Below are 12,712 nucleotides of genomic sequence, written 5' to 3'. Positions count from 1 at the left end.
GGAACCGGGCGTGCTATTGATTCCCTAGCACACTAGCTGATTACGAGCCGAACTCAGCGCGCCTTCTCAGGCGCCGCCGCCGCCGAACAGCATCCAGCCGTACACGTACATGACCGACCCGAGCACGGCCAGCGCCGCCCACAGCAGCGCGGACATCAGGCCCCTGAGGTACGGGTTGCCGCGCGGCGGCGTCCGGCCGTCGGCGATCTCGGCCCAGCGGGATTCGAGCAGCACGGTCACCCGCTCGGGGCGCGCGTTCCCGTCCGCGGTGAGGATGAAGGTCTCGCCTGGCATCTGCGGCCCCTCCTGGGAGAAGACGGATGAGCACCCCGCCGCCCGGCGGGGGGCCGGATGCCCTGCCGGGCGTCCACGGAGCAACGTTAGGCAGGCGCGCTTGTCGCGGACTTCGCGACTTCTTGGACCGCGCGCCAAGCCGCGTCCAAGTCACGGACAAGCGCCCCGCCCGGCCTTGGCCGGTGGCCCCTGGACGGCGGTCAGCTCTGGACGGCGGTCGGCCCTCGCCCCGTGGTCGATCCTCGCCCGGTGGTCAGCGCGGGTCGGATCGCAGAGCGCCGAGAAGGCCGCAGACGGCCGTGACCAGATCGTCCCCCAGCCGCCGCCACGCCGTCGCGGCGGACGCGGCAGTGGCGTCGCCTGCGGCCAGATCGCGTCCCACTGCGGTGGTGTCGCCTGCGGCCAGATCGCGCTCCAGTTCGGCGCACATGTGCACGATGAGCACGCGGGTCATGGCCTCCCGCCGTGCGGTCCGGCCGGGGTCGGGCTCGCCCGGCTCCCGAGTGGCGTCGTACAGGCGGCGCAGGGACGGCCGCTCCAGGTGGACGCTGACGGCGTACTCGCGCAGCGCGGGCTCGACGACGACCTGGGCGAGGAAACGGCCGTACCAGGAGGGAACGCCCAGGTCGATGTGATGCTCGATGTGGGGCAGGACGACGCAGCGGATCCGGTCGCGCGGCGACATCGCGCCGGGCTCGCCGAGCCGGCTCATCATCGCCAGCCGGTGCACCTCCATGGCCTCGGCGTGCTCGGCCAGGATGGCCTTGACGAGTTCGTCGCGGGAGGTGAAGTGATACTGCACCGCGGACTTGTTGCGCTGCCCGGCGGCTTCGCCGATCTGCCGGATCGACACCCCGGCGAAGCCCTCCGTGGCGTACAGGCGTTCCGCCGCGCGCATGATCGCGCTCCTGGCGGTCACCGCGCGCGCGGACGCCTGGACGGTCATCGCGAGCTCACCATGTGACCCACACGTCCTGGAGCCCGCCCGACAGCAGCCCGGTGCGCAACCGCAGCTCGTCGGCGCTGTCGCGCAGGCGCAGGGTGGGCAGCCTGCGGGCGAGGGTGCCGAGCACGACCTGCAGCTCCAGCCTGGCCAGCGGCTGGCCCAGGCAGTAGTGCGGGCCCGCGCCGAACGTCAGGTGCTGGTTGGCGTTGTCCCTGCGCGGGTCGAACGCGTCCGGCTCGGCGAACTTGCGCGGGTCCCGGTTGGCCGCGGGCCGGCACGGGATCACGGTGCTGCCCGCGGGCACCGCCGTGCCGGCGAACTCGGAGTCCTGGGTGGCGACCCTGGGGAAGCCGACCACGCTCAGCGTGCTGTCCAGCCGCAGCACCTCCTCGACGGTGCCGGGGATCAGCGCGGGGTCGTCGATGACCGCCTGGTAGCGCTCCGGCTCCGCCAGCAGCATCGCGGCCATGATGGCGATCATGTTGGACGTGGTCTCGTGCCCGGCCAGCAGCAGCGCCATCACGGTGGTGATCAGCTCTTCGTGGCTGAGCCGGCCGTCCTCGCTGTCGGTGATCTGGGTCAGCTCGCTGAGCAGGTCGTCGCCGGGATCCGTCCGCTTCTCCTCGACCAGGGCGGAGACGTACGCGCCGAACTCCTCGTACGTCTTCGCCACCTCCTCCTGCGAGTAGCGCGTCAGCGTCAGCATGACCTGCGACCAGTGCGCGAACTTGTCCTGGTCCTCGCTGGGGGCGCCGACGAGGGCGCAGATGACCCGCACCGGCAGCGGCAGGCCCAGCTGGAGCGACAGGTTGGCGGGCGAGCCGGACTTGAGCAGGTCGTCGATGAGCTCGTCGGTCATCTGCTGCACCCGGGGGCGCCAGGACTCCATCTTGCGGATGGTGAAGGACTTGCTGAGCAGCCGCCGCCAGCGCAGGTGGTCCTCGCCCTCCCGCATGCGCGTGGTGCTGCTGCGGCTGAAGATCCCGCCGTCCTCCGTCGTGGACACCCGCGCCGCGCCCTCGCCTCCGCGCTGGAAGCTGGTGTCGGTGAGCAGCGCGCGGACGTCGTCGTAGCGGGTCAGCAGCGTGGCGGCGTCGCCGCTGGGCAGCCGTACGTGGGCCACGGGGCAGCGGTCCTGCAGCTCGGCCCACTCCTTCGGCGGCTCCAGTGCCGTCGTGCGCGGGAAGGGGTAATCGGGCATGGTTTCGGTCATGACGCCCCCATTGTCGTTGACGAGTCGCCCTCAACCCTAAGGCGACTGCCTTAATAAGGGAAGCACCTTAAACGCCCGCCCCACCGCACGGGGTTGCGGTCCTTCGGGGAGAGAGGAAGGAGCCCGCCGCACAGGTTGCCGTCCCTCGGGGGAGAGAGGAAGGAGCCCGCCGCACAGGTTGCCGTCCCTCGGGGGAGAGAGGAAGGAGCCCGCCGCACAGGTTGCCGTCCCTCGGGGGAGCGAAGGGCCACCACACGGATTGCCGCCCCTCCGGAGGAGAGGAGAGACCACCGCACGGGATTGCGGCCCTCGGGAGGAGAGGCCCGTGCGGCGTTGCCGTCTTCCGGGGAGCGGAGCCGTCAGCCCGCCATACGACGTCGCGGTCCTCCGGGGAGCGGGGGCGGCCAGGCCCCACGCCCGCCTCGCGCTTCTCCTGGAGGGGAGGCGGCGGCCCGCCTCCGGGAGGAGAAGTGGCCGCCCGCCTCCGCAACCCAGCGCACCCTGAAGCCGCTGCTCCCGGAGGTCGGGCGGCCGGGGGTCAGGGAGTGGTGGGCTGGTAGTCGAACCAGTCGAAGCTCGCGCTCCCCTCCGTCGCATACATCCCGATCACCCGCCCCGTGAACCCCGTGGCCACCTCGGTCGACAGGTAACGCCCGTCCAACTCGGCCAGGAGCGTCCCGTCCGCCGAGAAGGCGATGGTGTCCGGCCCGTGGCCGTCCACCCCCACCGCCTCGTCCGTCGGCGAGATGACGGACGGCGGCAGGAGGTCGCGGGTGCGGAGGTCGAGGGCGAGCGTGAGCGGTCCGGGCGGCACCGGGCGCTCGGCCAGGCACTGCCGGAGCGGGCCGATGCGGGCGACGACCCGCACCATCCCCCCTTGGACCTCCAGGTCGTAGTGGTGGGCCTCGTCCATCCGGATCGACACCCCGGCCGTGCCCGCGCCCGGCTCCAGGCGGGCGGTGACGCGGCAGTCGTGGTGCTGCTGGCGGCGGCCGATGAAGGTGTGGCCGGGGCGGTCGAGGGTCGGGCCGGTGGCGTGCAGGGTCAGCCGGCCGGGCCGCTCGGTCAGCGACCAGGAGCCGTCCGGGCGGCCGCGCGGTGAGATCCAGCAGGGCCGTAGCGAGGGCTCGTCGAAGTCGTCGCGGGAGGGCTCGGGCGGGAGGGGGTGCCAGGCGGCGGGCGCCGGGTGACGTTCCTCGACGGGGCCCACGACCGGCCAGCCGTCCTCCCACCGTACGGGCGTGAGGAACGTCTCGCGCCCGAGGACCTGGTACTCGGGGGTGTAGCCGCGCGGCCGGGTGCCGAGCAGGACCATCCACCAGGTCCCGTCGGCGGCCTGCACGAGGTCGGCGTGGCCGGTGCTCTGGATGGGCCGGTCGGTGCCGCGGTGCGTCAGGATGGGGTTGACCGGGCCGGGCTCGAACGGGCCGCGCGGCGAGCGGGCGCGGGCGATCGAGACGGCGTGGCCGCGCTCGGTGCCGCCCTCGGACATGAGCAGGTACCACCAGCCGTCCACCTGGTAGAGGTGCGGCGCTTCCGGATATTTCCCGCCGGTGCCGGACCAGACCTGGTACGGCCCCTCCAGCACCTTGCCCTCGGCCGGATCGATCCGCGCCACCTGCGTGCCGGAGAAGGCGCACCAGCAGGCGCCGTCCTCGTCCCAGGTCAGGTCGGGGTCGATGCCGGGCAGGTCGATCCAGACCGGGTCGGACCAGGGGCCTTCGGGGCGTTCGGCGGTGACGATGAAGTTGCCGCCGGCTCTCACGTTGGTGGTGATCACGTAGAAGCGCCCGTCGTGGTGGCGGATGGCGGGCGCGTAGATGCCGCCGGAGGCGGGGACGTCGGGCGGCAGGTTCAGCTGCGAGGGCCGGTCGAGGACGTTGCCGATCTGGCGCCAGTGCACGAGGTCGCGGCTGTGGAAGATCGGGACGCCCGGGAAGTACTCGAAGCTGGAGCACACCAGGTAGTAGTCCTCGCCGACTCGGCACACGCTGGGGTCCGGGTGGAACCCGGCGATGACGGGGTTGTCGTACGTACGCACGTTCAGCCCTCCTTCCGGGCATTTACGACCAGCCGGATGGACGCGCTCAGCGGCAGGTCGGCGGCCGACGGCCCGGAGGACAGGACGATCTCCCCCGGTTCGACGAGCCGCCGCCCGCCGAGCCCGGTGAACGAGAACGCCTCGGCGGGCACCTCGAAGACCACCTCGCGGCTCTCCCCCGCGTCCAGGGGCACGCGGGCGAAGCCGACCAGCCACTGCTCGGGCCGGGCGACCTGGGCCACCGGGTCGGTGGCGTAGAGCTGCACGACCTCCTCGGCGCGCCGGTCACCGTCGTTGCGCACGCTCACCCGCACGTCGACCGCGCCGTCCGTGCCGTACTCCGCCTGCGAGGTCCGCATGGCCTCGTACGTGATCGCCGCGTACGACAGCCCGTGCCCGAAGGGGAAGGCCGGGGTCGGGTCGAGCACCGTGATGCCCTCCGCCTTCCTCCCCAGAGGAGGCTGGAGGTAGGTGGACGGGTTCACGGACGGAGAGTACGGGATCTGCACGGGCAGCCGCCCGGACGGGTTCACCCGGCCGCTGAGCACGCCGGCGACCGCGGCCGCGCCCTCGACCCCGGGGAAGAACGCCTGGACCGCGGCGGCCACCCGGTCCTGGTAGGCGCCGAGCGCGTACGGCCGCCCCGACACCACCACCAGCACGGTCGGCGTGCCGGTGGCCAGGACCGCCTCGACCAGGTCGGCCTGGCGGCCGGGCAGCCGCAGGTCGGCCGCGTCGCAGCCCTCGCCCGACGTGCCGCCGCCGAACATCCCGGCCCGGTCCCCCACGAACAGCAGCACGAGGTCGGCCTGAGCGGCGACCTCGGCGGCCGCGGGGATCCCCGACGCGTCGTCGCCCGACACCTCGGCTCCGACGCAGTGGCGCACGTCGGCGTGGGGGAACTCGGCCGTCAGGCCCTCCAGGATCGAGGCGACCGGCAGGCCCATGCCGCGCTCGGGGAAGCGGTCGAGCACGTGGTTGGGGAAGGAGTAGCAGCCCATGAGGGTACGCGGGTCGCCGGCGCACGGCCCGATGACCGCCAGCCTGCCGGTCGTGAGCGGGTCGACGGGCAGGGCCCGGCCGGTGTTGGACAGCAGCACGATGGAACGTTCCGCCACCTCGGCGGCCAGCTCCCGGTTGCGCGCGCTGTCCAGGTCCACGTCCTCGGCGCCGTCCGGGACGAGCGGGCCGCCGTCCAGCAGGCCGAGGTCGATCTTCTGCCGGAGCACGCGGCGTACCGACTCGTCCACGAGCGCCTCGTCGACGTGGCCCGCCTTCACCTGCTCGACCAGGTTGCGGCCGTACCCCCGGGTGTCGGGGAGCTCCACGTCGATCCCGGCCGTCAGCGCGATCGCGCCCGCCGCCGCGACGTCCTCGGCCACCCGGTGCATGGAGGCGAGGAACGGGACGGACCAGTAGTCCGACACCACCGTCCCCTCGAACCCCCACTCGTCGCGCAGCACCCGCCGCAGCAGGTCCGCGCTGGCGGCGGCCGGGACGCCGTCCAGGTCGGTGTAGGAGTTCATCACCGAACGCGCGCCGCCCTCGCGCAGCGCGACCTCGAACGGCGGGAGGATCACGTCGGCCAGCTCGCGCGGGCCGATGCTGACGGGCGCGTGGTTGCGGGCCGCGCGCGAGGCCGCGTAGCCGGCGAAGTGCTTCAGGGTGGCGATGATCCCGGCGCCCTCCAGCCCGCGCACGTAGGCCGCGCCGATCTTGCCGACCAGATGCGGGTCCTCCCCCAGGGTCTCCTCGACCCGCCCCCAGCGATAGTCGCGTACGACGTCCAGCACCGGAGACAGGCCCTGGTGCACGCCCGCGGCCCGCAGGTCGGCGCCGATCGCCGCCGCCATGCGCTCGACGAGACCGGGGTCGAAGGTCGCCGCCCAGGCGAGCGGCGTCGGGTACGCGGTCGCCCCGAACGTCGCGAACCCGGTCAAACACTCCTCATGGGCGATCGCGGGCACGCCGAGCCGGTTCGAGGTCACCACGCGCTCCTGCAGCTCCCGCAGCCGGGCCGCGCCCTCGGCCGCGGACAGCGGCGCGGTGCCGTACACGCGGGTGAGGTGCCCGACCCCGTCGCGCAGCCGCTCCTCCAGGCCCTCCACCGCGGCGAAGCGGTCCTGCAGGGGCGCGACGTTGCCGGGGTCGTCGGTCTGGAGCCACACGGAGCCGAGCTGCGCGACCTTCTCCTCCAGCGTCATCTCGGCCAGCAGGGCCTCGACGCGTTCGGCGGACGGGCGGCCGCGGTCACGCCACGGCTCATTCACGAATGTCATGACTTCCTTAATGTGAGTTCTCAGCCCTTGAAGGCGCCGTCCATGATCCCCGCCACCATCCGCCTGCCGACGAACACGAACAGCACCAGCAGCGGCAGGGTGGCCAGGAAGGAGCCTGACATGGCCAGGCCCAGGTCGACGTCGAGGCTGTTCTGCAGCGCCTTGATGGCGATCTGCGCGGTGTACATCTCGGGCGACTTCAGCACGATGAACGGCCACAGGAAGTCGTTCCACGAGGTGACGAAGCCGAGCAGCCCGAGCACGAACGCGGCCGGCCGCACCAGCGGGAACGCGATGCGCCAGAAGATCTGCCAGGTGTTCGCCCCGTCGATCCGGGCCGCCTGGAGGATCTCGTCGCTGATCGTCGAGGACAGGTGCTGGCGCATCCAGAAGATGCCGAACGCGCTGGCCAGGCCGGGCACGATGAGGGCCTGCAACGTGTCCACCCAGTCCAGGGAAGAGATGATCATGTACTGCGGGATGACCGCGAGCTGCGTGGGCACGGTCATGGTGAGCACGACGATCAGGAAGAGCACGTTGCGGCCGGGGAAGCGCAGCTTGGCGAAGGCGAACCCGGCCAGGGAGCAGAGCACCGCGTGCCCGACGGCGATCGTCCCGGCCACGATCAGGCTGTTGACGATCGAGCGCACGAACGGCACGGTCGTGAACACCAGCTCGGCCAGGTGGAAGAAGTTGCCGCCCGGCGTGATCTTCGGCGGCAGCTGGGTGGCGGTCGCCGAGTCGGTCGTGGCCACCACGAACATCCAGTACAGCGGGAAGATGCAGGCGAACGCGGCCAGCCCCAGCAGGAGGTAGGTCCACCAAGGAACCCGATTGCTCTTGGCGCTCATCATCGCTCCGGGCGGATGCGGGTGGACAGGAGGTAGTTGACCGTCGCGGCGACGATGACGAGGACGAACAGGGCCACGCCGATGGCCGCGCCGTAACCGAACTGGAACTGGCCGAAGCCCTGCTCGTACAGGAACAACGTGAGCGTCTGGCACTGCCGGATCGCCCCGCAGGTCTGCGACCGGGAGATCAGCAGCGGCTCGGTGAAGATCTGCAGCCCGCCGATCGTCGAGGTCACGACCGTGAAGACGATAACGGGACGCAGCGACGGGATCGAGATGTGGCGGAACTGCTTCCAGCCGCCCGCGCCGTCCACCGCCGCCGCCTCGTAGATCGCGCGCGGGATCGCCTGCAGCGAGGCCAGGTAGAGCAGGGTCGTGTAGCCGAACCAGCGCCAGGTCACCATCACGGCGATCAGCAGGTGGCTCCCCCACACCGACTGCTTGAAGTCGATGGGCTCCACGCCGGCGAACCCGAGCAGCCAGTTGAGCAGGCCGTAGTCGCGGTCGAACATCTGGGCGAAGACGATCGTGGTGGCCGCCACCGAGGTGATGTACGGCACCAGCATCGACATCCGGAAGAACACCGCCAGCCGCAGCCGCGCGTGGTTGAGCAGGTGGGCCAGGAGCAGCGCCAGGACCAGTTGCGGGACGGTGGACAGCACCCAGATGCTGATCGTGTTCTTGAGCGCGTTCCAGAACCGGGCGTCGGCGAGCAGGCGGCTGAAGTTGTCGAAGCCGATGAAGACGTGCTCGCCGATGGGGTTCCAGTCGAACAGCGCCACGTAGAACGTGAACAGCAGCGGAACCAGGCCGAAGACCGCGAAGATCAGGAAGAACGGGGCGATGTAGAAGTAAGGGGCGATGCGCTCGCCGATGCTCTGCCGCACCCGGGTCGTGAGCGCGGGCGGCGTCTGCACCGCCCGCGACGTGCTGAGGCTCGTCGTCACGCTGATCCTACTTGCCGATGGCCGTCTTGACGTTGGCCAGCGCCGTGTCCCACGCCTTGGCGGGGTCGCCCTTGCCCTGCTCGACGTTGGTGATCGCGTTCTGCAGTTCCTGGCCGATGGCGGAGCTGTCCGGGCCGATGTAGAACGGCTTGAGCCCGAGCAGCGAGTTCGTGTAGATCGCGCCGATCGGCGCGCCGGAGAAGAACTCGTCCTTCATCCCGATGAGCTGGGCGTCCTTGTAGACCGACGGGGTCGTGGGCAGCGAGCCGGCGTCCAGGAAGTGCGCCAGCTGGCCCTGCGGCGACTGGGTCTTGGTGATGTACTCCCAGGCCGCCTTGGCGTTCTTGGCGCCCTTGGGGATCGCCAGGTAGCTGCCGCCCCAGTTGCCCGCCCCGCCGGGGATGGTGGCGACGTCCCACTTGCCCTTGGTGTCGGGGGCGTTCCTGCGGATCGAACCCAGCATCCACGACGGCGCGGAGATCACCGCGAACTGGCCCTTGCCCATGCCCGCGGTCCAGCCCTCGGTGAACGTGCCCTGCTTGGCCGTGATCCCGGCCTGCACGGCCTTGAGCGACAGGTCGAAGGCCGTCTTGACCTGCGGGCTGGTGCTGTAGACGACGTTTCCCGAGGGGTCGTAGTACTTCTGCGGCCCCTGGTTGACCGCCTGGTAGAAGACGCTGGTGGCCGCGTTGTCCATGAACGCCTTGCCGGTCTTGGCGGTGTACTTCTTGCCGGTCTCGATGAAGGCGTCCCAGGTGGGCCAGAGCTTGCCCACCTCCTCGCGGTCGGTCGGCAGCCCGGCCTCCTTGAACAGGTCGGCCCGGTAGGCGACGGCCATGCCGCCCACGTCCGTCGGGATGCCGATGATCTCACCGCCCTTGGCGGTGCTCGCGCTCATCACCCAGTCGAGGTAGTCGCCCTTGATCTTGTCGGCGCCGAGCTGGCGCAGGTCGTAGAAGTTCTGGGGCTGCTGGACGAACTTGGGCAGGTCGTCGCCCTGGATGAGGACGAGGTCGGGCACCTTGCCGCCGGCCAGTGCCGTGGTGAGCGCCTGTGCCGTCTCGACCGAGCTGCCCACCTCGGTGAGCTTGATCTGCACGCCCGGGTTCTGCTTCTGGTACCTGTCGACGTCGGCTTTCTGGTCGATCCCGGAGAACGACCAGAACTCGAACGACTTGCTGTCGCCGCCCGACGGCTGGGACGGGGTGCCGCCTCCGCCGCCACCGCAGGCGGCCGTGGACAGGGCGAGGGCCGCGGCGAGCACGACCGGGGTTACGTTGCGGAGCTTCACGTCGGTCTCTTTCGGTGGGGTCCGGCGCTCAGGGGCGGAGCGCTGTGGCGAGGACGTAGTAGGCGGGCGCTGCCGTCGCGCCGCGTTGGGAGACAGGTCGATGCATGCCACGCTCCTTTGAATGGGGGGTTCGCCAGCGCGTCGGAAAGTTTCGGTCCAAGGTCCGATCGTTAAGCCGGGACTCTAGGTCTGATTCCCGAAACCCGTCAAGAACCTCCTCGTAAGATCGCCGAAACAATCAGTTTCAGACTCCGAAAACCTTTCGTTAGACTGCGGCCATGACCGCCACCGAGGAGCCGTCCGCCACGCCCCAGCCGCTGACCATCACGCAGCTCGCCGAGCTGGCCGGCGTGTCCACCGCGACCGTCTCCAAGGTGGTCAACGGCCGCTCCGAGGTCGCCCCCGACACGCGCGCCCTCGTCGAGGGCCTCATCCGCCGTCACGGCTACCGCCGGCAGCGCCGGCGGGTCACCGCGTCAGCCCTGGTGGAGGTGGTGTTCCACGCTCTGGACGGCGACTACCCGATCGAGATGATCAAGGGGGTCGACCAGGTCGCCCGCGAGCATCACCTGGCCGTGGTGATCTCCGACATGCAGCAGCGCTCCGGCCCCGGGCACGGCTGGATCGAGGGCGTGCTGAGCCGCCGCCCGGCGGGCGTGATCGCGGTGTTCTCCGGGCTGACCGAGGAGCAGCGCGACCAGCTCGTCACCCGCGACATCCCCATCGTCCTGCTGGACCCGTCGGGCGACCCCGGGCCCGGCGTCCCCTCGGTCGGCGCGGGCAACTGGAGCGGCGGGCTGTCGGCCACCCGCCACCTGCTCGACCTCGGCCATCGCCGCATCGCCGTCATCACCGGCCCCGACTGGGCCCTGTCCAGCCGGGCCCGCCTCGACGGCTACCGCACCGCGCTCGACCTGGCCGGGGTGGCCGTCGACCCCGAGCTGATCGGCTCGGGCGACTTCATCATCGAGGGCGGGCTGGCCCAGGCCCACCGGCTGCTGCGCCTGCCCGACCCGCCGACCGCGATCTTCGCCTGCAACGACGGGCAGGCCGTCGGCGTCTATCGCGCCGCCTACGAGCTGGGCCTGCGCGTCCCCGGTGACCTGAGCGTCGTCGGCTTCGACGATCTGCCCTCGGCGCAGTGGTCGGTCCCGCCGCTGACCACGGTCCGCCAGCCGCTCACCGAGATGGCCGCCTCGGCCACCACCATGCTCATGAAGCTCGCGCAGGGCGAGCCACTGGCGCAGACCCGGGTCGAGCTGGGCACCGAACTGATCGTCCGGGCCAGCACGGCGCCGCCGTCACGCTGACCGAAACTTTCTGGATTCTTGCCGTACGTATCGGCGCTACGCCACCGTCTGGAAGGACCGCTTGGAGAACCCGATCATGTAGCCGTCGATGACCGTCGTCACCGGCCGCTCCGCGTGGCCGCTCGCCCCCAGCGTGACGAACAGCGGGATGTAGTGGTCGACGGTCGGATGGGCGTACGGCATGCCGGGCGCCCGGGTCCGGAACGCCGCCAGCTCCCCCACGTCACCCCTGGCCAGGGCGTCGGCCGCCCAGGCGTCGAAGTCGGCGGACCAGTCGGGGACGACGCCCCGGTGGAGCATCTCCGGGGTGACGAACGGGAGCCCGTGCGTCATGAACCCCGAGCCGATCACCAGCACGCCCTCCTCCCGCAGCGGGGCCAGCCGCGCCCCGAGCTCCAGCAGCCGGCCCGGGTCGTGGGTCGGCATGCTGAGCTGCAGCACCGGGATGTCGCCCAGCGGGTACATGGCCATCAGCGGCACCCACGCCCCGTGGTCGAGGCCCCGGCTGGGGTGCTGGTGGACCGGCTCGCCGTCGGGCATCATCGCGGTCACCCGCCGGGCGAGCGCGCCGGCGTCGGGGGTGTCGTACGTCATGGCGTAGTAGCGCGGGTGGAAGCCGCCGAAGTCGTATACCAGCGGGGTGCCGGCGGCGGGCGCGGACAGCGCCAGCGGCGCGGCCTCCCAGTGGGCGGAGACGATGAGGATGCTCCTGGGCTTGGGTAGCGACTGCGCCCAGGCGAACAGCTCGCCGATCCAGGGCCCGTCGTCGAAGAGCGGGGGCGCCCCGTGGCTGAGGTAGAGAGCGGGGAGCGGGCCGTCGGCGGGCGTCCAGGGGCGCTGGGCCCGCGCCCGGGGCAGCGCCCCGGGCAGGAACGCGTCGTAGGCCCCGGCGGGGATGTCCGGGTTGAGGATGGACGTCATGAAGGCTCCCGGTCGGGGATGGGGTCGGGCTCCGGGCGTGTAGTGGCCGGGTGCCGGTCGGGGTCGGGCTCGGGGCGCGCGGTGGCCGGGTGCCGGTCGAGGCAGCCGTCGCCGGGGTCGATGGCGTGGGTGATGCGGCGGCCGATCTCGCGCAACTGCCGGATCTGCGCCTTGGTGAGGGCGTCGAAGACGAAGCCGCGTACGGCCTCGACATGCCCGGGGGCGGTCTCGACGACCTTGTCCCAGCCCTCCCCGGTGAGGATGGCCAGGGTGTAGCGGCCGTCCTCCGGGTCCGGCGCGCGGCGCACCCAGCCGCGCTTCTCCAGCCGGTTGACGACGTGGGACAGGCGGGACAGCGACCCCTCCGAGATTACCGCCAGGTCGCTCATGCGCATGGTGCGTTCGGGGGTCATCGACAGGCCCGCCAGCACCTGATACTCGAAGTGGCTGATCCCGGCGTCGCGCAGCAGCTGCGCGTCCAGCGCGGCCGGCAACTTGATCAGCACGCTGACCAGCGCCAGCCAGCTCTCCATCTCCTCGGCGGTCAGCCAGCGCGGCTCCTGGGGGTGCTCCATGCTCTCCACTCTAACTTGATGAATCAAGTGATCACGCGCCTCCT

At 71.4% G+C, this 12,712-nt stretch carries 11 protein-coding genes; 1 reads left to right on the top strand and 10 read right to left on the bottom strand.

Translation table 11 applies throughout. The annotated features are described in order from the left end of the window. Positions 1-66: 66 nt before the first annotated feature. From H4W80_RS50405 to H4W80_RS50370, 8 genes are all read right to left on the bottom strand, one after another. A complete protein-coding gene (locus H4W80_RS50405; RefSeq protein ID WP_192791564.1) occupies positions 67-294 on the bottom strand; it encodes a hypothetical protein in 228 nt (75 codons plus the stop codon). Between the two features lie 253 nt (positions 295-547). Next, positions 548-1,240, bottom strand: coding sequence for a TetR/AcrR family transcriptional regulator (locus H4W80_RS50400; RefSeq protein ID WP_192791563.1), 693 nt, complete (start codon positions 1,238-1,240; stop codon positions 548-550). A gap of 7 nt (positions 1,241-1,247) precedes the next feature. Beyond that, positions 1,248-2,453, bottom strand: a complete 1,206-nt coding sequence (locus H4W80_RS50395) for a cytochrome P450 (protein WP_192791562.1) — start codon at positions 2,451-2,453, stop codon at positions 1,248-1,250. A 538-nt stretch (positions 2,454-2,991) separates the two neighbouring features. Further along, positions 2,992-4,494: a glycoside hydrolase family 43 protein gene (locus tag H4W80_RS50390; RefSeq protein WP_192791561.1), complete on the bottom strand. Its 1,503-nt coding sequence runs from the start codon at positions 4,492-4,494 to the stop codon at positions 2,992-2,994. Positions 4,495-4,496: 2 nt separating this feature from the next. Then, positions 4,497-6,773, bottom strand: a complete 2,277-nt coding sequence (locus tag H4W80_RS50385; RefSeq protein WP_192791560.1) for a glycoside hydrolase family 3 N-terminal domain-containing protein — start codon at positions 6,771-6,773, stop codon at positions 4,497-4,499. A 20-nt stretch (positions 6,774-6,793) separates the two neighbouring features. After that, the gene (locus H4W80_RS50380; RefSeq protein ID WP_225964114.1) at positions 6,794-7,627 is read right to left on the bottom strand and encodes a carbohydrate ABC transporter permease; all 834 of its coding nucleotides are present in this window, start codon (positions 7,625-7,627) and stop codon (positions 6,794-6,796) included. Beyond that, positions 7,624-8,571 (bottom strand): carbohydrate ABC transporter permease, encoded by a 948-nt coding sequence (locus tag H4W80_RS50375; RefSeq protein WP_318787437.1) that lies wholly within the window; start codon positions 8,569-8,571, stop codon positions 7,624-7,626. The genes H4W80_RS50380 and H4W80_RS50375 overlap by 4 nt, the downstream gene beginning before the upstream one ends. Before the next feature lie 7 nt (positions 8,572-8,578). Next, positions 8,579-9,862, bottom strand: coding sequence for an ABC transporter substrate-binding protein (locus H4W80_RS50370; RefSeq protein WP_192791559.1), 1,284 nt, complete (start codon positions 9,860-9,862; stop codon positions 8,579-8,581). 278 nt (positions 9,863-10,140) lie between these two features. On the opposite strand from H4W80_RS50370, the gene H4W80_RS50365 reads away from it, so the two are divergent. Beyond that, positions 10,141-11,172: a LacI family DNA-binding transcriptional regulator gene (locus H4W80_RS50365; RefSeq protein ID WP_192791558.1), complete on the top strand. Its 1,032-nt coding sequence runs from the start codon at positions 10,141-10,143 to the stop codon at positions 11,170-11,172. 36 nt (positions 11,173-11,208) lie between these two features. On the opposite strand, the gene H4W80_RS50360 is transcribed toward H4W80_RS50365, so the two are convergent. Continuing rightward, on the bottom strand, positions 11,209-12,093 hold the full coding sequence (locus tag H4W80_RS50360; protein WP_192791557.1) for a dioxygenase family protein: 885 nt from the start codon (positions 12,091-12,093) through the stop codon (positions 11,209-11,211). Continuing rightward, positions 12,090-12,668 carry a MarR family winged helix-turn-helix transcriptional regulator gene (locus tag H4W80_RS50355; RefSeq protein ID WP_192791556.1) on the bottom strand — a complete coding sequence of 193 codons (579 nt, stop codon included), beginning with the start codon at positions 12,666-12,668 and terminating at the stop codon, positions 12,090-12,092. The genes H4W80_RS50360 and H4W80_RS50355 overlap by 4 nt, the downstream gene beginning before the upstream one ends. Positions 12,669-12,712 lie beyond the last annotated feature (44 nt).

Source organism: Nonomuraea angiospora, from assembly GCF_014873145.1.
Lineage (GTDB): Bacteria > Actinomycetota > Actinomycetes > Streptosporangiales > Streptosporangiaceae > Nonomuraea > Nonomuraea angiospora.
Note: the sequence above shows the minus strand (reverse complement) of the source record. Positions and strands in the feature narration are given on the sequence as shown.